Here is a 17,878-nt window from a genome sequence, read left to right on the forward strand (position 1 = left end):
AGCCGTCCGGGCGGGCCTCCGAGGGGTCAGCCACGGACGCCCGGGGCGAACACGGTCGCGAGATGTGCGGCCAGTCGCCCCGGGGTCGGCGGGGAGAGCCGGGCGCCGAGGTATCCGTCCGGGCGCACGAGGAGCGCGGTCGGCGGCCGGGAGGCGTAGATGCGGGCGAACTCGCCGCCGGTGTCGTGGTACGCGGGCAGGGCACCCGGGCCCGCCGGGGCGTCGGGCGGGGTGTCGGCCGGCAGGACGACGCACGTCTCGACCCGGCCGCCGGAGTACTCCCGCGCCGTCAGGGCGAGTTCGTCGAGGCCGGTACCGTGGAGCAGGAGGACGTGTTCGCGCCCGCGGAACAGGTCGGCGAGGCGCAGCGGGACGGCCGCGATCGGCGAGGTGAGGCCGCCGCAGTCCGGGGCCCGGTCGCCGGGACGGGGTCCGGGGCCCTCTCCCGGGGGGTCGGTGACGGGGCTTCCGCGGTAGCCGACGAGCAGTTGGGCCTCGCGCAGGATCAGGGTGCGGGCGTCCTCGGGGTCGGACTGGACTCCTCGGGCGGAGGCATGGCGCACCGTGCGGCCCACGACCTCCTCGCCGACGGGGCGGCGTTCGGCGTCGTAGCTGGGCAGGAGGCCGGGGTGGGCGGCGCCGTCGACGGCCAGGGCGAGCTTCCATGCCAGGTTCCAGGCGTCCTGGATTCCGGTGTTCATGCCCTGGGCGCCGGTCGGCGGGTGGATGTGCGCGGCGTCGCCGGCGATGAGGACGCGGCCGTGCCCGTACCGGTCCACGATCCGGTGGCTGATCCGGAAGACCGAGGACCAGCGCATGTGCGAGGCGGTGGCGGGGGTCGGCGAGAGCCGGTCCAGGACGGTCTGGATGTCGGCCAGTTGTGGAGCCGGGCCGTTCTGGAGGCCGTGGGCGACACCGTCGGCGGCCTGTTCGGCCGTGGACAGTTCGGGCGGTACCTGCATGGACATCCGGTAACGGGAGCGGCCCGGCAGCGGGATGCACACGAGTACGTCGTCCACGGCGCCGGCGGCGTCCAGGTGCATGGCGCGCAGGGAGTACCCGTACGGCAGGTCCCCGTCGGCCTCGACGTCGGCGAGCATGTACTCCTCGGGGAAGGCGCCGCCCTCGAAGGACAGCCCGAGTCCCTTGCGCACGACGCTGTGGGCGCCGTCGCAGCCCACCAGGTAGCGGGTGCGCAGTTCTTCCTCGGCGCCCGAGCGGGTGCGCAGCCGGCTGGTGACGCCGTCCGCGTCCTGGCGGAACGAGACCAGTTCGGTGCCGCGTTCGACGGCGGTTCCCCAGCGGGCCAGGTGCTCTTCGAGGATGCGCTCGGTCTCGTACTGCGGCAGCGCCGCGAAGCGGTAGGGCACTTCGGGCGGCAGGACGAGGTCGATGCGGGGCTGCTCGACGCCGTTGACGTACGTGAGCTGGCCGCGCAGCGGGACGGCCGCGTCCAGAACGGCGCGGACCATCCCCATCCGGTCCCAGATCTCCAGGGTGCGCGGCTGGATGCCCACGGCCTTCGCATAGGGCAGCCGGGCGGGGAGCCTGTCGACGATCCGGCAGGCGACGCCCCTGCGGCGCAGCTCGGCGGCGGCGGTCAGGCCCACCGGACCCGCGCCGACGACCAGTACGTCCGTCGTGTTGGTGTGCGCCACTGGCGCCTCCCGGCGTGCGGCCCCCGTCGGAGTCGGTCCGACTCCATGGTGGCCGCACGCCGGGCGTCCGGCATCTCCACCGGTCCCCGGCAGGTTCCCGGCCGGGCGGCCCGCGTCACTCGATGACGAGGTCGACCTCGATGTTGCCGCGGGTGGCACGGGAGTAGGGGCAGACCTCGTGGGCCTGCTTGACCAGCAGGGCGCCGGTCTCACCGGCGAGGGAGTCCGGGAGTTCGACGCGCAGGGTGGCGGCGAGGCCGAAGCCGGCGCCGTCCTTGAGGATCGAGACCTCCGCGGTGACCGAGGCCTCGCTGGTGTCGACCTTGGCCTGGCGGCCGACCAGGCCGAGCGCGCTGGCGAAGCAGGCGGCGTAGCCGGCGGCGAAGAGCTGCTCGGGGTTAGTGCCCTGTCCGTTGCCGCCCAGCGCCGGGGGCATGGCCAGGGCGAGGTCGATCTGGCCGTCGGAGCTGACGGCGCGGCCCTCGCGGCCGTTGGCGGTGGCGACAGCGGTGTAGAGCGCGTCCATGAGAGTTCCTCTCGCAAGCGGTGAACCGTGGTGGCGGCCGAGGCCGGCCGCGCCCCATCAGTAGAGCACGCAATTGAGTTGTGCGCAATTCAATGCCTCTCCAGGTCTTGCCGGGTAGACTGGCCGGCATGACCGAGCAACCCACCTCCATCGGCTCCGACCAGGACTTTCTGCGCCTCGACGGGCAGATCTGCTTCGCGCTGAACGCCGCGAGCCGCGCCTTCGGAGGCCTCTACCGCGTGGTCCTCAAGGACCTGGGGCTCACCTACCCGCAGTACCTGGTGATGCTGGTGCTCTGGGAGCACGGCCAGCTGCCGGTCAAGGAGATCGGACAGCACCTGCGGCTGGACTCGGGCACCCTGTCCCCCTTGCTCAAGCGGCTGGAAGCGGCCGGGCTGGTACGCCGCGAGCGCAGCACCGAGGACGAGCGCTCCGTCCGCGCCCACCTGACCGAGGAAGGTGCGGCGCTGCGCTCCCGCGCGGCGGAGGTGCCCCGGCGGATCGCGGCGGCCACCGGTTTCGAGCTCGCCGAGGTGGCCGATCTCCAGGACCGCCTGGGTCGGCTCACCGCCGCGCTGGACGCCGCCGTGCCCCTGGCGGAGGTGCAGGAGGCGGCCCAGGGTCCACGGGAGGCGTAGCCGCCGTCCGCGACGGACACTGGGGCCACCCCGTGCGGCAGGAGGTGGCCGATGGACCCGGCTGCGGCGCTGGACCGGATCGCGTTCCTGCTGGAACGCGCGCAGGCGCCCGGCTACCGGGTGCGGGCGTTCCGCACCGCGTCCGCGGTGGTCGTGCGCCTGGGGCCCGAGGAGGTGGCGGAGCGGGCCGCCGCCGGCTCCCTGGAGGCGGTCAAGGGACTCGGCCCCAAGACGGCCGCAGTGGTACGGGAGGCACTCGCCGGCGGGGTGCCGGCCTATCTGCGCGGCCTGGAGGACCAGGCCGCGGCGCTTCCGGAGGGCCCCCCGCCGTCACCGGCCGCCGCCGCACTGCGGGCGGCCCTGCGCGGGGACTGCCACCTGCACTCGGACTGGTCGGACGGCGGCAGCCCGATCGAGGCGATGGGCCGGGCGGCTGCCGACCTGGGCCACGCATGGGCCGTGCTGACCGACCACTCGCCGCGACTGACCGTGGCACGCGGCCTCTCCCCCGACCGCCTGCGCGAGCAGCTGGACGCCGTGGCGGCGCTCAACGCCACCTGGGCGCCCTTCCGGCTGCTCACCGGGATCGAGTGCGACATCCTGGACGACGGGGCCCTCGACCAGGAGCCGGAACTGCTGGACCGGCTCGATCTCGTGGTCGGCTCGGTGCACTCGAAACTGCGGATGGACGCGCCCGCGATGACCCGGCGGATGCTGGCCGCCGTGCGCAACCCGCTGATGGACGTCCTGGGGCACTGCACGGGGCGGCTGGTCACCGGCCGGACCCGGCCGGAGTCCCGGTTCGACGCCGAGGCGGTGTTCGCGGCCTGTGCGGAAACGGGCACGGCCGTGGAGATCAACAGCAGGCCCGAGCGGCTGGATCCGCCGCGGCGGCTGCTGCGGACGGCCGTGGCCGCCGGGACCTTCTTCGCCATCGACACCGACGCGCACGCCCCGGGCCAGCTGGACTGGCAGGTCCTCGGCTGCGAACGGGCCGTGGAGTGCGGTGTTGCGACGGAGCGTGTCATCAACACCTGGCCGGCCGGCCACCTCCTGGCCTGGACCCGCACCCGCCGGGCCCCCTGAGGCGCGACCGACCGTGAGGCCGTCGCGGGGGCGGACGTCGCGGGGGCGGCCCGGCCCGGCCGGGCGAACGCCGCCCGCGGGGTGCTCACGGGCGGAGCTCGGCGACCAACAGGACCACGTCGGCCGCGGCCACCGCCATCACCGTCAGGAACGGGAGCTTCCCCGCGGGCCTGCGGGACGCCAGCAGCAGTGCCGCCGCGGTCGAGCCCAGTAGTGCCCAGCCGTACGCCGTCACCTGCCCCGGCGGTCCGGCGACCAGCGCCGCGGTCGAGCCCAGGACGAGCAGCCCGGCCACCGTGGCCGAGCGCCGGGCGCCCAGCCGCTGCGGCAGCCCGAGCACCCCGGTGGCCAGGTCGTCGTCGATGTCGGGCAGCACGTTGGCGAAGTGGGCGCCCGCCCCGAGCAGGGCCGCCGCCGCCATCAGCCACGGCGGCGGCCAGGGCCCACCGGGCAGCCCCAGGGTGACGAAGGCCGGCAGCAGGCCGAAGGCCAGGGCGTACGGGGCCCAGGAGGCGGCCGTGGCCTTCAGCCGGAGGTTGTATCCCCAGGCGGCCGCCACGCCGACCAGGTGCACCGCGCCGGCGAGCCCGCCGGCCGCCAGGGACAGCGGCACACAGAGCAGGAGCGCGACGACCGCCGCCCGCGCCACGGCGGCGGCCGACACCCTACCGGCGACCAGGGGCTTGTCCCTCCGGCCCGAGACCAGGTCGCGCCGCAGGTCGGCCCGGTCGTTGCACCAGCCGACCGACAGCTGGCCGGCAGCCACGGCCCCCGCCGCGAGGGCGGCCCCCGCCGGCCCGTGCCCCGCCGCGACGGCCAGCACAGCGGTGAAGAGCGTGACGGCCGCCGCGGGCAGCGGGTGGGAGGCCGCAGCCAGGGCGGCCAGGGCGCGGGCGGCGCCGACCGCGCCGGGGCCCTCGGCATTCTCGGGGCGCTCGGGACGCTGGGCACTCTGCGCGGTTCGCACGGGCACGGCGACACGCTAGGCGGCGCCGCGCCCGAATCGACGCATTCGTAACGAAGTGTCAGTTCTTTTCTATGGTGACTCAATGACACGTGTTCTGGCAGTGCGCAGCGTGTTCCCGCCCCACCGCCATTCCCAGGCCGAGATCACGGAGGCGCTCGTCCGGTTCCAGCCGCCCGGCGCCGACACCGCCCTGCTGCGCCGGGTCCACGCCTCGGTGCGCGTGGAGAGCCGTCATCTCGCCCTCCCGCTGGAGCGCTACGGGCCCGCCAACGACTTCGGCACGACGAACGCCCTCTTCCTGGAGACGGCCCGGGAAATCGGATCACGGGCGCTGGAACTGACCCTCGCCGACGCCGGTCTGACGGCCCCCGAGATCGATCTGGTCATGTCGACCACCGTGACCGGGCTCGCCACCCCCTCGCTGGAAGCCCGCCTGGCCGCACCCGCCGGGCTGCGACCCGACGTACGGCGGCTGCCGCTCTTCGGCCTCGGCTGTGCCGCCGGGGCAGCCGGAGTGGGCCATCTGCACGAGCTCCTCGCCGGCCGGCCGGGTCACGCGGCCCTGCTGCTGTCCACCGAGCTGTGTTCGCTCACCCTCCAAGCCACCGACTCCTCGATGGCGAACCTGGTGGCCGGGGCCCTCTTCGGCGACGGTGCGGCCGCCCTGGTCGCGGTGGGCCGCGGCCATCCGCTGCACGCGACAGGCACCGGCCCCGAGGTCGTCGCCACCCGCAGCCGCCTCTACCCGGGCACCGAGCACGCCCTGGGCTGGGACATCGGCCACTGGGGCATGCGCATGGTCCTCGGCCGCGAGCTCCCCGATCTGGCCCGGCTGCACGTGGCCGAGGAGGTGGAGAGCTTCCTCGCCGCGCACGACCTCAAGCCCGCGGACGTCGACGCGTGGATCTGCCATCCCGGCGGCCCGAAGATCCTCGACGCCCTCTCGGACGCACTGGCCCTGCCGGAGGCGGCCTTCGCGGCGAGCCGGCGGTCACTGGCCGCCGTGGGCAACCTCTCGTCCGCCTCGGTCCTGCACATCCTGGAAGGCGTCCACCGCGACGGACCGCCGCCCGGATCCGTCGGGCTGATGCTCGGCATCGGCCCCGGCTTCGCCTCCGAACTCGTCCTCCTGCGCTGGTGAACCCCGTGAACTCCCTGAGCCTGTACCAGCTGCTCGTCTGTCTCGTCGCCGCCGAACGGCTCGCCGAGCTGGCCACCGCCCGCCGCAACACCGCGTGGAGCCTGGCGCGCGGCGGCCAGGAGTACGGCCGCGGCCACTACCCGGCCATGGTCGCCCTGCACACCGCGCTGCTGGTGGGCTGCGTCGTCGAACCCTGGTCGGCCGGGCGGCCTTTCGTCCCCCTGCTCGGCTGGTCGGCCCTCGCCGTCGCCGTCGCCGCCCAGGGCCTGCGCTGGTGGTGCATCGCCTCCCTCGGCCCGCGCTGGAACACCCGGGTGCTCGTCGTCCCCGGACTTCCGCTGGTGGAGAGGGGTCCGTACCGCATGCTGCGCCATCCGAACTACGTGGCGGTGGTCGCGGAGGGCGCCGCGCTGCCGCTCGTGCACTCCGCCTGGCTGACCGCGCTCGGCTTCACCGTGCTCAACCTGGCCCTGCTGCGGGTGCGGATCGGCTGCGAGGACGCCGCCCTGACGGACGGCGGACGGCTGCGGGCGCCCGCCTCCGTCCCGTCGGCGGGAGCGCCGTCATGATCGACCTGCTGGTCGCCGGCGGCGGTCCGGCCGGGCTGGCGACCGCCATCCACGGCGCCCTCGCCGGCCTGGAGGTCGTGGTGGCGGAGCCGCGCCCCACCCCGATCGACAAGGCCTGCGGGGAAGGCCTGATGCCCGGGGCGGTACGCCGCCTCGGTGCGCTGGGCGTATCCGTCTCCGGACAGCCGTTCCGAGGCATCCGCTACGTCGACGGCACCAGCGGCCTGCGCGCCGAGGGGCTCTTCCGGTGCGGGCCGGGCCTCGGATCCCGCCGCACGGACCTCCAGTCCGCGCTCGCCGGCCGGGCCGCGCAGCTGGGCGTACGGTTCCTGCCGCGACGCGTCGACCAGGTGCACCAGAGCGCCGAACACGTCACCGCGGCCGGATTGACCGCCCGCTATCTCGTCGCCGCGGACGGCCTGCACTCCCCCGTCCGGCGTGGGCTCGGCCTGTCGGCCCCGGCCGCCCCCCGCCGTCCGGCCCGCTACGGACTGCGCCGCCACTTCACCGTCGCGCCGTGGAGCGACCTGGTCGAGGTGCACTGGTCGGCGCGGTCCGAGGCCTACGTCACCCCGCTCGCGCCCGACCGGATCGGCGTCGCGGTGCTCACCGCAGACCAGGCGCCCTTCGACGAACAACTCGCTCACTTCCCCCACCTGGCGGACCGACTGAGCGGATACGCCGACACACCGGTGCGCGGCGCCGGTCCGCTGCGCCAGGGGGCACGTGTCCGCGTCGCGGGGCGGGTGCTGTTCGTGGGGGACGCAGCGGGCTACGTGGACGCTCTGACCGGCGAGGGGCTCACCCTGGCCGTGACGGCCGCGGGCGAACTCGTGCGGTGCGTACGGGCCGGACGACCCCAGGCCTACGAGCAGGCCTGGCGGGAGCTGTCGCGCAGCTACCGCGCGCTCACCGAGGCGCTGCTCTGGGCGCGGCGGCGGCCGCGCCTCGCGCCCCGCATCGTCCCGCTGGCCGCCCGCCTGCCGAGGGTGTTCACCGGGGCGGTCAACCTGCTCGCCTGAGGAGCGCGCGAACGCAGCGGCACCCCGCGCGGTGCGCGGGGTGCCGCTGCGGCGGTCGGAGCCGCCCGTCAGGCCGAAGCCTCCTGACGGTTCCTCAGTGCCAGGCCGGCAAGGACCGCCCCGGCCGCCGCGCACAGCATGACGGCGGCACCCGCCCAGGCCAGGCCGCCGCCCACGGTGCCGGCCAGCGGGTCGAAGGCCAGCGAGCCACCGAGGACGTGCAGGGCCACCACGCCCACCGCCGTGGCCGCGCCGGCCCGCCACACGGCCGTGGTGTCGCGCAGCGCCACGAGCGCGCCGACGGCGAGGCACACCAGGGTGACCAGGAGAGGCAGCAGGCCGAGGGGGCCCGCCGACGACAGGGCCGTCAGGTCCTGCGGCAGGTGCAGGGCGCCGCTGACCAGCAGGGCGATCGCCACGGGCCAGCGCAGCGCGTGCCCGCGCGCCGCACTGCCGGCCGGTGCCGGGACGGGAGCCGGCGGCCGGGGCTTCGCCCGGCGGGGCGCGTCGAACGGCTCCCTGTACGTGGGCTCGTGAGGCTTCGCGTACGGCCCCGGCGTCGGCGCCGGGTGCGGCTCGGCGGCGGGTGCGGGCGCCTCGGCGGGTCGGGCGCGGTCCTGCTGCTCCGGCTCGCCGGGCGCGTCCCGGCCGAGGATGTTCACCAGCAGGGCGACGTCCTCGATGGACCGCCCGACGGCGGCGGCGCGCAGCGTCATGTCCGCCTCGCCCACCTCCTGCGGGGCGTCGCCCAGCAGGGTGACCATCCGTTCCACGTCCTGCACGGGCCGGGTCACGGCGGCCGCGCGCAGCGCCTCCTGTCCCGCGTCGGGCAGCCGGCCGTCCTCCTTGAGGAGGCCCACCAGAGCGGTGACCTCCTCCACCGGGCGGCAGGTGGCGGCCGTTTCCAGGAGGGTCCGCATGCGCAGCGTGCTCGGCGCGTCGGAATCGTCCGGGACATCCGGGACATCCGGGGCGGCTGGGGCGACCGCTCGGTCCGGGGCGGCCGGCTCCGGTGGGGCATCGGGGGCTTCGGGGGCGGTGTTGTCGGGGGTCCCGCGGCTGCTTTCGTGCTGCGTCGCCGAGAGAGTGATGGGGTCATTCATGGAAAGCTCCGTTCGCCGACGCGCGGGTCTAGGCAATCGCACGCCGGTCATCGTGCGTCATGGTGAGCGCACGCTTTGTTACATTGAGTGCCACTTCCGCCCACTGCGCCATTCGGGGCGGGCAAACGGGGGGCGCCGTGACGGGCCCCGAGGGGAAGGGCGAAGCCGTGCCCGACATGCGCGGGGTCCGACGCCGGTGCGCGCTGCTGCTGCCCGTCGTGCTGCTGCTGACGGGCGCCTCGGCCGGGCCGGAGGGACCCGTCGTGGACACCGACCGCGGTCCGGTGCGGGGCCGGACCCACGGGGCGTACAGCACCTTCGAGGGGATCCCCTTCGCCGCTCCCCCCACCGGCCCGCGCCGTTGGCGGCTACCGGAGCCGGCAGACCGCTGGAACGGCGTACGGGACGCGGGGACGCCCGGCGCCCGCTGTGTCCAGCTGCCCGTACTCGCTCCCGGCGGACCGGTCGGCTCCGAGGACTGCCTGTACCTCAACGTGACCGCCCCGGCCGGCCCGGCGGTCCGGGCTCGGCCGCGGCCGGTCATGGTCTGGTTCCATGGCGGAGGCTTCTTCAGCGGCTCCGGAGACGCCTACCGGCCGGACCGCCTGGCCGTCCAAGGTGATGTGGTCGTCGTGACGGTCAACTACCGGCTGGGCGTCTTCGGGCTGTTCGGTCACCCGGAGCTCGGCGGTGCCCCCGGCTTCGCCCTGGCCGACCAGCGGGCGGCACTGCGCTGGGTAGGGGCGAACGCGACGCAGTTCGGCGGGGACCCGGGCAACGTCACCGTCTTCGGCGAGTCGGCGGGCGCACTGAGCGTCTGCGCACACCTCGCCTCGCCCGCCTCGGCCGGCCTCTTCCACCGGGCGATCGTGCAGAGCGGCTCGTGCTCGACCGCGGCACCGCCGTCGGCACTGCTCGCGGACGCCGGGACCTACGAGCCCTTCGTGCCGGCGCGGCGCACGACCGAGGAGGGCGCCCGCGCGGCGGCCCGGCTCGGCTGCGACCGGCCCTCGGGCGTGCTGGACTGCCTGCGCGCACTGGACGCCGGCACCCTCGCGACCGCCGACCTGATGCAGCGTTTCTCACTGGTTCCGTACGGCGACGGCACCCTGCCGACGGAGCCGCGCCGTGCGCTGGAGGCCGGACGGTTCCACCGGGTGCCGGTGGCACTGGGAACCACGCGGGACGAGATGCGGCTCTTCCTGGCCCAGACCCTGGCGGCGTACCCGATCGGGGACGAGAACGCCTATCGGGCCCGGACCGAGCGGTCCTTCGGGGCGGAGACGGCCCGCGCCGTGGAGGCCGCGTACCCGGTGTCGGCGTACCCGACCCCCGCGATCGCCTGGGCCACCGTACTGACCGACGCGTCGTTCATCTGCCCGACGCTGCGGGACGGCGCGGCGCTGGGGCGGCACGTGCCCACGTACGGCTACCGGTTCGACGACCGCGACGCACCCGACTTCACCGGGCTGCCGCCGGTGCCGGGGCTGCCGCTCGGAGCGGCCCACGGCTTCGAACTGCCGTACCTGTTCACCCTCACCCCACTGGCGCGGCCACAGCAGCGACTCGCGGACCGGATGGCCGGCTACTGGACCGCCTTCGCCCGGACCGGCCTGCCGACGGCACCCGGCGCGCCGGGGTGGCCGCTGCTGGGCGTGCCCGCGCGGCTGCTGTCGCTGGCTCCCGGCGCCGACGGGATCCGCACGGTGGACGGGCGCGCCGAGCACCACTGCGGCCTCTGGGACGAGCGGTGGCCCGGTGTCGCCACTGCTGAGTGAGGACCTCCTGCTCCGCGGTGCGCAGGGTCAGGGTGCCGTGATCGCCGTAGATCTCGCGGCGCCACCGCGTGAACAGGGCGGCGACGGCCCGTGCGTCTCCTCATCCGTCGTCGCGTCCAGGTCGCAGTCGGCCGGTGCCGGCATGCGCACCCCGGTCTGCTGCGCTGCGGTCCGGTCCGCCCCGGTGGTCCCGCACCCCGCCAGGACCGCGCACAGGAGCCCCGCCACCGCCAGGCGTCCGGCCCCGGACACCGCTGTCTTCGTCATCGCGTGCATCCCCCCTCGGGCTCCAAGAGGCGTTCACGCGCGCAGCGGTTCCCTCCGGCCTCTCGGCCGGGGCCCGGAAGGCCGAGGCGCATCCGGGCCGGGGACCGGCCGCCGGAGACCTCACGGCGCTGCGGGCCTGCTTGCGGTCGGTGCGGCCGTCCACGACGCGGCGACCAGGGAGCGTTCCGCCGCCGCCAGGTGTGTGGCCGCGGCCAGCCAGGCCCAGGCGTAGCCGTCGGACGAGGGGTCGGCGAGCCGGCCGAAGGCGTCGCGCGGGCGCCGGTCGGCCTCGGCCGCGAGGGCGGCGGCCAGGTCCGCCGCGCCGGTGAGCCCGGCCCTGCGCAGCGGACCGTACGCGGCCGGCGGCGCCGTGCCCCGGGCCGCCTCGGCAACGGCGCGCCGGCCGCCGGCGACCCCGGTCTCAAGGAGACGGCGCACCCGCCACAGCGGGGAGTCCGCCAGCGGGTCCGGCGCGCCGGCCGCCGCCACCCGGCCGGGCTCGGGGGCGGGACCGGCGGCGTCCGGCGGGGGGAAGTGCTCGCCTTGGAGGCGGTCATAGCCGAGGTCGGCCCGTGCCAGCCACTCCTCGGGCAGCCGCAGCGTGTACGGCTCGCCGGGCACCGGGCCCACCGCCACCGGGCGGAGGGTGGCGGCGCGGCCGAGATCCGGACGGCCCAGGACGCGCAGCCGCAGTCCGGGGTACGAGGCGATCCGCCGCAGGTTCTCGGTGTGCCGCAGCTCCGGGTGCGGATGCGCGGGCAACAACCTCAGCAGGGGCGCGTCCGGCCGTGCCTCACGGACGAGGAGGTGGTCGCCGGCCGGCCCGGCCACCACGACGTCGCAGCCGATCAGAGCGGTTTCCGCGTCGGCCGCCTGGGCCGGGTCCGCCAGCAGCGCGGCGACGGCCTCGGCGGCGGGCCGGGCAAAGAGCGCGGCCGCGGGCCCGTCGGCCCACGCGGCGCCGGGCAGCGGGGTCGCCTTGACCCCGCGTCCGGCGCCGAGCCGACCCTCCGCCGAGACCGTCGCGCCGACGATACTCAGGCCGCCCCGGGCGAGTCCGGCGTGGTCGAGGGTGGCGCCCCCGAGGGCGACGGAGGCGCGAGCCGCCCCACGGGCACGGGCCAGGCCTCCCGGTCGGACGTCGGAGATCGAGTAACGGGAGCCGTCCGGGGCGAGCAGGTGGGTGACGACACCGCCGTAGCCGGTGGCCGAGAGCACCGGCTCGCGGCACAGTCCGTGCACCCGGAGGCTGCCGCCCGCCGTGTAGGCGCGCCGGGAGGTACCGGTCAGCGCCGGATCTGCCGTGCCGGAGGCCAGCACCCCGGCCGTGTGCAGGAGTTCGCGGAAGGATCCGGTGAGGTCGCCCAGCCGGTGTGCGGTGTGGCGTTCGCGGGCCGCGCGCAGGCCCCGTACGACGCGCAGGGCGGCCGCTTCCGCGCGGGGCAGTCCGGCGAGGCGGGCGGTGTGCGCGGCGCGCAGCAGCTCGGCCTGGACGACGGCGCCGCCTGCGGTGACGCCCGCCGCCAGGGCTTCGGCCGCAGCGTGCCAGAGCGCGGCCGCGGCGCCGAGCTGTGCCGGTGTGAGGGCCGCAACGGGCTCGGCGGTCGGGGCGGCGCCGGCGGCGGGCGGCGCCGCCTCGCGCGCTCCCGCGGCCACGGCACCGGCACCGGCGACGGCCGCGTCCGTGTCCGGTTCGGGCTTCGGCGGTACCGCGTCCGCGAGCGGGGCGGCGCCCAGGGCCGCGGCCCGGTGCAGGCACCGGGGTGCCAGCAGGCACGTGCAGGTGGCCTGTCCGGCCTCGGTCACCGTCCCCGACGGGCCGGGGCGCAGGGTGACGAGGGCATCCGCACCGAACCGGAAGGCGACGCTTCCGTCAGCTGCGCGGAGGGCGGCGTCCGCACAGCCGGCGGTGGCGTCGTCCAGCTTCTTGCGTAGCCGTGCCGTCAGGTTTTCGACCGCCTCGGCGAGTACCTCGGGTGCGACGGGCGGCAGTGCGGTGCTCAACGGGACTCCCCACGGAGGCGGTCGCCCACCCAGCGGGCGAGGGCGAGAGGGCTGAGGGCGGCCACCGGCATACCGGCCGCGACGAGTTGCCGGGCGACCGGGACCGAGTAGCGGGGGTGGCCCGTGTCGTCGAGCGCGGCGCAGCCCATCAGGTGGGCACCGGAGGCGGCCAGCGCGCGGACCTCGCCGAGTAGGCCGCCGATCGGAGCGCCCTCCTCGAAGTCGCTGACCACGACGACGAGGGTGCGGCTGGGGACGGTGATCAGGGAGCGGGCGTGGGCGAGACCGGCGGCGATGTGGGTGCCGCCGCCGACGCGCACCTCCAGCAACAGCGACAGCGGGTCCTCGACCCGGTCGGTGAGGTCCACGACCTGGGTGGAAAAGGCGAGGAAGTGGGTGGACAGGGTGGGGACGCCACCCAGTACCGCCGCGGTCAGGGCCGACCAGATGACGGAGGCCTCCATGGAGCCGGACACGTCGACCACCAGGACAAGCCGCCAGTCGGCCTCGCGGCTCGCCCGGGTGCTGAAGACGGGCCGCTCCGGCACGACGACCACCGTGCCGTCGGCACGACGGCGGGCCTGTGCGAGGTTGGCGCGCAGGGTCCGGGCGAGGTCGAGCGCACCACCCGGGCGTCGGGTGGGACGGGGGGTGCTGAGCCCGGACAGGGACGGGCGCAGCCTGGTGGCGAGCTCTCGGGAGAGCTCGTCGACCAGCCTCTTCACCAGGGGCCGGAGACGGGCGAGTTGGGCCTCCGGCAGGCCGCCGGCGAGGGACAGTACGGAGCTCAGCAGTTCCACGGAGGGCCGTACGGCCGCCGGGTCGAGTTGGGCGAGCACGTCGGTGCGGCCCGCGTCGGCGGCACCGGCCAGGACTTCTTCCCGTACGTCGGCGCCGAACAGCGCTTCGAGCTCCTGCGACCATGCGCGGGCGGTCGGGAAGGAGGCCTCCTGGCCGCCGCCCCGGCCCGGCCCCCGGCCGGTGCCGAGGTCGCCGGCGCCTTCGCCGTGTCCCGTGCCGTACAGCTCGTCCAGTGCACGGGCATAACGGCGGGCGCCGGCGGGGAGCCGGTCGCGTTCGCGGCCGAGCAGCAGCCGCCAGCGGTCGGCCGGGGCGAGCCGGCGCTGCCCGGCGTCGGACCCGGAGGTCCGGACGGGCGGTGCGCCGAGGGCGGCCGAGTCCGCGGCCGGGACCGCGGGCAGGGCCGCGGCCGGGTCCCGCGGCGGGGGCAGCGGGAGGGCCTTGAGTGCGGCGAGGCCCGCGGCATCGGCGGCGGCCCAGAGGCCGAGCAGGGCGGGCGGGGCGTCGAGCGCGAGGTCCACGCGGTCGCCGAGACGTTCGGTGACCGTGTCCAGCAGCCGGTCGCGGGCAGCCGGGGCGAGGGCGTCGAAGCCCCCGCGCAGGGCTGGGAGCCGGTCGAGGAAGTCCTGGTCGGCGAGGTGGTCGACGCGGTCGAGGAGCGGCGTGAGGGCGGCCGGGGAGGACTGCAGCAACGGGCCTGCGGCGGTGAGGAGTCCGGCGAGCCGGCGGGACAGCGCGCGGCGGCTGTCGGCGGTTCCGGCGCCGTCGATCCACCCGGCGGCGCGGTCGCCGAGCGCCCCGGCCGGGTCGAGGTCGAGGAGCACCCGGACGGCCTGGGCCGCGCCCTGCATCAGCGGGGACGCGGAGGCGGCGAGGGCGGCGAGCGCGGCGTCCGTGCGCAGCCCCAGGTGATGGGCGGCGGCTCGGTCGGCGAGGGCCACGAGGGCGGCGGCGTCGGACGGCTGCTCGCTGCCGGCGAGGCCGGGCAGGGACCGCACGGCGGCGTCGAGGAGGTCGTCGGTGAGGGCGGCGCAAGCGGCGCGGGACGCGGCGGAGGTGCCGGGGAGGTGGCCGCGGTGCAGGGCTTCCAGGAGGTCGAGTGCGTCCAGGAGTTCGGGCAGGGCCGCCGTCTGCGGCAGGACGGTGGCCGCCTCGTGGAGGCGTACGTCGACCAGCTCGGGCAGATCGCACCGCGCGGCGGCGGCCAGACCGGTGAGGATCTGCGTCGGGGTCGGGCCGCCGTCGGCGGCGGCCCGGCGGGCGTCCTCGCCGAGCGTCCCCGCGGCCGCCTGGGCGGCGGTGACGCCGCGCACGCCGGTGAGGTCGAGCCGGGCCGGGACGGAAGGCGTCCAGGAGAGCCGCCATCTGGTGCCGAGGGCGGTGCCGTCCCCCGTGGCGGCGACGGTGAGGGGCTCTCCGTAGGCAGCCCCGCACACGAGGAGCCGCTGGAGGAGGACCTCGCGCCGGCCGTCGAGGGCGGAGCGGAGCGGGTCGAGGCGGATCTCGCGGGGCGCGGGATCCGCCGGGCACGGCAGGCGCAGCTCGGCGAGTTCGGCCTCGACGGAGGGGCCGAGGCCGGAGCGGGGGGCGTGCGGGGTGATCCGCCCGCGGCCGGTACCGACGAGCACGGCTTCGAGGGCCTGGGCCAGTGCCCGGCCGCGGCCGAGGGGTTCGCCCTGGCCGAGGACGGTGGTGACGGCCTCGACGAGTTCTCCGCGGCCGGGTGCGGGCAGCCCCCGCAGGACGGCGAGGTCGCAGGCGAGCCGCAGGGTCTCGGCGGCTTCGCCGGTCCCGGCGGTGTGTCCGGCCCGGCGGAGTTCCCGGCACAGGCCGGTGACGGCGTGCGAGGCTGCCTCCCTGAGCCGCTCGGGGTCGCCGCCGGCTTCGAGGACGGCCTGCTGCCAGAGCGGGTCGCGGATGCCGGCGGGGTAACCGGAGCGGGAGTCGAGCAGGTCGAAGGAGTACGGCACGAGGGAAGTGACGGCCGCTTCCCCGCCGCTCCCCCGCCCGGAGGCCTCGCCGACCGGGCCGCGGCCGGGGGTCGGGCGTCCGCCCGTCGCGGAGGGCCCTGCGGGAGGGGCGCCCGCGCCAGCGGCCGATCCCGGGCCGGTGCTGCCGCTCGGAGCGGTCCCCGAGCCGAGCGGCCCGGCGCCGCCGGGGGCGCCTTCCGTCCCGGTGGTGGAACCGGCTTCCGGGGCGGGTTCGCCCCCGGCGGCCGGCGCCGTGACGGCCGTGGAGTTGCCTTCGGGGCCGAGGAGGGCGGGGGCGTGGAAGGAGCCGATGACGGCGGCCACGCGCCGGCCGCCGGCGATGGCGCCGGCGATCACGGCGTGCATGTGGGCCTCGCGGGCGAGGTCCCGGGCAGGGACCGGGCCGTCCTCGCGCAGCGCCCAGCCGACGCCGAGCGCTGCGCGGCGTACGGCCTCCGGGCTGCAGCCCGGGGCGAGGACCTCGACGGCACGGTCCCACAGGTCGTCGCCGTCACGGCCCGTGCCCGCGGCGGTGAGGGCCGCGGCGAAACCGCCCGCGGGCCGCGGCGCGCCACCGGATTCCGCGGCCGTGTCCGTCCGGGTGGCCGTGCCCGTGGCCCGGACCGGGACCGTACGGGAGGCCGCGTTCGAGGTGGCGTCCGCCGCCCGGGGCGAAGCCTCGGGCACGGTGTCGGGCCGGTCTGCGGGTGAGGAGGGGTGCGGGACGGCGGGGCGGGGGGTCCAGCCGGGGTCGGACAGCGGGAGGTCGCAGCACAGGACGACCGCGCCCGAACGGCGGGCCCAGCGGATCGCCGCCAGTTCCGGGGAGAAGTCCGCGAACGGGTAGAAGGCCAGGCGTCCGTCCTCGCCGCTGCCCGCGAGGGCGACGGGCGCGACGGTCTCCGGGTCCGCCAGGTGCTCCACCCAGTTCTGGAAGTCCGCCGGGAGCTCGACGCAGACCGCGTCCGCGCCGGATGCGTCCAGCAGGGCCGGTACCACCGCGGCCAGCGCGGGGCTGTGGTGCCGTACCCCGATCAGGAAGGGAGCGCGGGCCGCGGCGAGCCCATCGACCGCGGTCCGGGGGTCGGTGTGCGTCAACGCAGGCTCCCGCGCAGGTCCCAGAGACGGCGCCACATCGCCGAGCCGTCCTCGGCCCGGCGCCGGACCGGGCCGTCCCAGTAGCCCAGCAGCCGTGCGTGGTCGGCGGGGTCGTCCTTGCGGACGACACCCAGCAGGTGCCCCGGCAGCAGGTCCAGCACGTCGCCGTCCGGCAGGTACGCGGCGGCGACCCCCAGGGAGGCCGCCACCTGCACGGCTTCGGCGGTGGACATGACCGTACCGGGGCGTTCCACGTCCCAGCCCTCGGCGGAACGTCCCGAGCGCAGGTCGCGGAAGACGGTGACGAGTGCGTCGAGCACCGCGTCGTCGACTCCGAAGGCGGCGCCGGCCCGCTGTACGGCGGCGACGGCCTGACGGCGGATCAGTACCGCCTCCGCGTCCGCGTCGGCGATCGGGGCGACGGTCTCGAAGTTGAACCGCCGCTTGAGGGCGGCGGACATCTCGGAGACGCCGCGGTCGCGCAGGTTGGCGGTCGCGATGACGGTGAAGCCGGGGGCCGCGCAGACCACCGCGTCCTCCGTGGCGGTCAGTTCGGGCACGCTGACCCGGCGGTCCGACAGGATCGAGACCAGGGCGTCCTGGACCTCAGGCAGGCAGCGGGTGATCTCCTCCACCCGGACCACGCGCCCGGTACGCATGGCGGAGAGGACCGGGGAGTCGACCAGGGCCTGGGGGGTGGGGCCCTGCGCGAGCAGCAGCGCGTAGTTCCAGCCGTAACGGAAGGCGTCCTCGGTCGTGCCCGCGGTGCCCTGGACGGTGAGGGAACTGGTGCCGCAGACGGCGGCCGCGAGCAGTTCGGAGAGCATCGACTTGGCGGTGCCGGGCTCGCCCGTGAGGAGAAGTCCGCGCTCCCCGGCGAGGGTCACCACGCAGCGTTCCACCAGGGCGCGTTCACCGACGAACTTGGGCGTCACGGTGAGCTTGGCCGGGAGGCCGGCCCGGCGCCCGGGCAGGGTCAGTTCGGTTCCGTCGCTGCCGCAGACGAAGGTGACGACGGCGCGCGGGGTGAGTGCCCAGCCGGGCGGCCGGGGGCCGGAGTCGTGGGCGGCGAGGAAGGCGAGCTCGGCGGCATGGCGCTCCTCGGCGGGCAGCACCTGCCGGGCGGCGGGGGCGGATGGGGCGTTGACGGTCATCGGGTTTCCTCTGCACGGGTACGAAAGGGGTGGTGCGGTGCCGGCGGGGCCCACCGGCGTCCGGTGGGCCCCGCCGGCACCGGGGGTTCCGGGCCG

Annotated in this window: 14 protein-coding genes; 6 read left to right on the top strand and 8 right to left on the bottom strand. The window is 76.5% G+C overall.

Features of this window, described 5'->3' with window-relative positions; genetic code table 11:
• Nucleotides 1-26: 26 nt before the first annotated feature.
• Both AW27_RS01095 and AW27_RS01100 read right to left on the bottom strand, forming a co-directional pair.
• Nucleotides 27-1,658, bottom strand: a complete 1,632-nt coding sequence (locus tag AW27_RS01095; RefSeq protein WP_037917347.1) for an FAD-dependent monooxygenase — start codon at nt 1,656-1,658, stop codon at nt 27-29.
• 115 nt (nt 1,659-1,773) lie between these two features.
• On the bottom strand, nt 1,774-2,184 hold the full coding sequence (locus tag AW27_RS01100; protein ID WP_037917345.1) for an organic hydroperoxide resistance protein: 411 nt from the start codon (nt 2,182-2,184) through the stop codon (nt 1,774-1,776).
• Between the two features lie 128 nt (nt 2,185-2,312).
• Between AW27_RS01100 and AW27_RS01105 the strand changes: the two genes are divergently transcribed.
• Together AW27_RS01105 and AW27_RS01110 are read left to right on the top strand one after the other, a co-directional pair.
• Nucleotides 2,313-2,822: a MarR family winged helix-turn-helix transcriptional regulator gene (locus tag AW27_RS01105; protein WP_037917343.1), complete on the top strand. Its 510-nt coding sequence runs from the start codon at nt 2,313-2,315 to the stop codon at nt 2,820-2,822.
• Between the two features lie 51 nt (nt 2,823-2,873).
• Nucleotides 2,874-3,908, top strand: coding sequence for a PHP domain-containing protein (locus tag AW27_RS01110; protein ID WP_037917341.1), 1,035 nt, complete (start codon nt 2,874-2,876; stop codon nt 3,906-3,908).
• 85 nt (nt 3,909-3,993) lie between these two features.
• Here AW27_RS01110 and AW27_RS01115 read toward each other — a convergent pair whose 3' ends face one another.
• Nucleotides 3,994-4,881, bottom strand: coding sequence for a UbiA family prenyltransferase (locus AW27_RS01115; RefSeq protein WP_236647487.1), 888 nt, complete (start codon nt 4,879-4,881; stop codon nt 3,994-3,996).
• Nucleotides 4,882-4,957: 76 nt separating this feature from the next.
• Between AW27_RS01115 and AW27_RS01120 the strand changes: the two genes are divergently transcribed.
• Genes AW27_RS01120 through AW27_RS01130 form a run of 3 tightly spaced genes read left to right on the top strand, consistent with a single transcriptional unit; the run spans nt 4,958 to nt 7,607 of the window.
• Complete coding sequence (locus AW27_RS01120) at nt 4,958-6,016, top strand: type III polyketide synthase (RefSeq protein WP_037917339.1); 1,059 nt, start codon at nt 4,958-4,960, stop codon at nt 6,014-6,016.
• A gap of 5 nt (nt 6,017-6,021) precedes the next feature.
• Complete coding sequence (locus AW27_RS01125) at nt 6,022-6,585, top strand: isoprenylcysteine carboxyl methyltransferase family protein (protein ID WP_370466444.1); 564 nt, start codon at nt 6,022-6,024, stop codon at nt 6,583-6,585.
• Nucleotides 6,582-7,607, top strand: a complete 1,026-nt coding sequence (locus AW27_RS01130) for an NAD(P)/FAD-dependent oxidoreductase (RefSeq protein WP_037917337.1) — start codon at nt 6,582-6,584, stop codon at nt 7,605-7,607. Before AW27_RS01125 ends, AW27_RS01130 begins: the two co-directional genes overlap by 4 nt.
• A 68-nt stretch (nt 7,608-7,675) precedes the next feature.
• Here AW27_RS01130 and AW27_RS01135 read toward each other — a convergent pair whose 3' ends face one another.
• Nucleotides 7,676-8,710, bottom strand: a complete 1,035-nt coding sequence (locus AW27_RS01135) for a hypothetical protein (protein ID WP_052030159.1) — start codon at nt 8,708-8,710, stop codon at nt 7,676-7,678.
• A 137-nt stretch (nt 8,711-8,847) separates the two neighbouring features.
• Here AW27_RS01135 and AW27_RS01140 point away from each other — a divergent pair, with 137 nt between their 5' ends.
• A complete protein-coding gene (locus tag AW27_RS01140) occupies nt 8,848-10,488 on the top strand; it encodes a carboxylesterase/lipase family protein (RefSeq protein ID WP_236647485.1) in 1,641 nt (546 codons plus the stop codon).
• A gap of 27 nt (nt 10,489-10,515) precedes the next feature.
• On the opposite strand, the gene AW27_RS01145 is transcribed toward AW27_RS01140, so the two are convergent.
• The 4 genes from AW27_RS01145 to AW27_RS01160 form a co-directional block, all read right to left on the bottom strand.
• Complete coding sequence (locus tag AW27_RS01145; RefSeq protein ID WP_157840181.1) at nt 10,516-10,755, bottom strand: hypothetical protein; 240 nt, start codon at nt 10,753-10,755, stop codon at nt 10,516-10,518.
• Between the two features lie 120 nt (nt 10,756-10,875).
• The gene (locus tag AW27_RS01150; protein ID WP_304949821.1) at nt 10,876-12,759 is read right to left on the bottom strand and encodes an SWIM zinc finger family protein; all 1,884 of its coding nucleotides are present in this window, start codon (nt 12,757-12,759) and stop codon (nt 10,876-10,878) included.
• Entirely contained in the window at nt 12,756-16,628 is a 3,873-nt protein-coding gene (locus tag AW27_RS01155) for a vWA domain-containing protein (protein WP_037917332.1), read from the bottom strand. The genes AW27_RS01150 and AW27_RS01155 overlap by 4 nt, the downstream gene beginning before the upstream one ends.
• A complete protein-coding gene (locus AW27_RS01160; RefSeq protein ID WP_037917330.1) occupies nt 16,625-17,782 on the bottom strand; it encodes an ATP-binding protein in 1,158 nt (385 codons plus the stop codon). Before AW27_RS01160 ends, AW27_RS01155 begins: the two co-directional genes overlap by 4 nt.
• Nucleotides 17,783-17,878 lie beyond the last annotated feature (96 nt).

This window comes from Streptomyces sp. PCS3-D2 (assembly GCF_000612545.2).
Classification (GTDB): domain Bacteria; phylum Actinomycetota; class Actinomycetes; order Streptomycetales; family Streptomycetaceae; genus Streptomyces.

Coding starts and splice junctions, on each gene's coding strand:
- AW27_RS01100 (WP_037917345.1), bottom strand. CDS start 2,184: ATGGACGCGCTCTACACCGCTGTCGCCACCGCCAACGGCCGCGAGGGC.
- AW27_RS01145 (WP_157840181.1), bottom strand. CDS start 10,755: ATGACGAAGACAGCGGTGTCCGGGGCCGGACGCCTGGCGGTGGCGGGG.
- AW27_RS01130 (WP_037917337.1), top strand. CDS start 6,582: ATGATCGACCTGCTGGTCGCCGGCGGCGGTCCGGCCGGGCTGGCGACC.
- AW27_RS01135 (WP_052030159.1), bottom strand. CDS start 8,710: ATGAATGACCCCATCACTCTCTCGGCGACGCAGCACGAAAGCAGCCGC.
- AW27_RS01160 (WP_037917330.1), bottom strand. CDS start 17,782: ATGACCGTCAACGCCCCATCCGCCCCCGCCGCCCGGCAGGTGCTGCCC.
- AW27_RS01105 (WP_037917343.1), top strand. CDS start 2,313: ATGACCGAGCAACCCACCTCCATCGGCTCCGACCAGGACTTTCTGCGC.
- AW27_RS01120 (WP_037917339.1), top strand. CDS start 4,958: ATGACACGTGTTCTGGCAGTGCGCAGCGTGTTCCCGCCCCACCGCCAT.
- AW27_RS01110 (WP_037917341.1), top strand. CDS start 2,874: ATGGACCCGGCTGCGGCGCTGGACCGGATCGCGTTCCTGCTGGAACGC.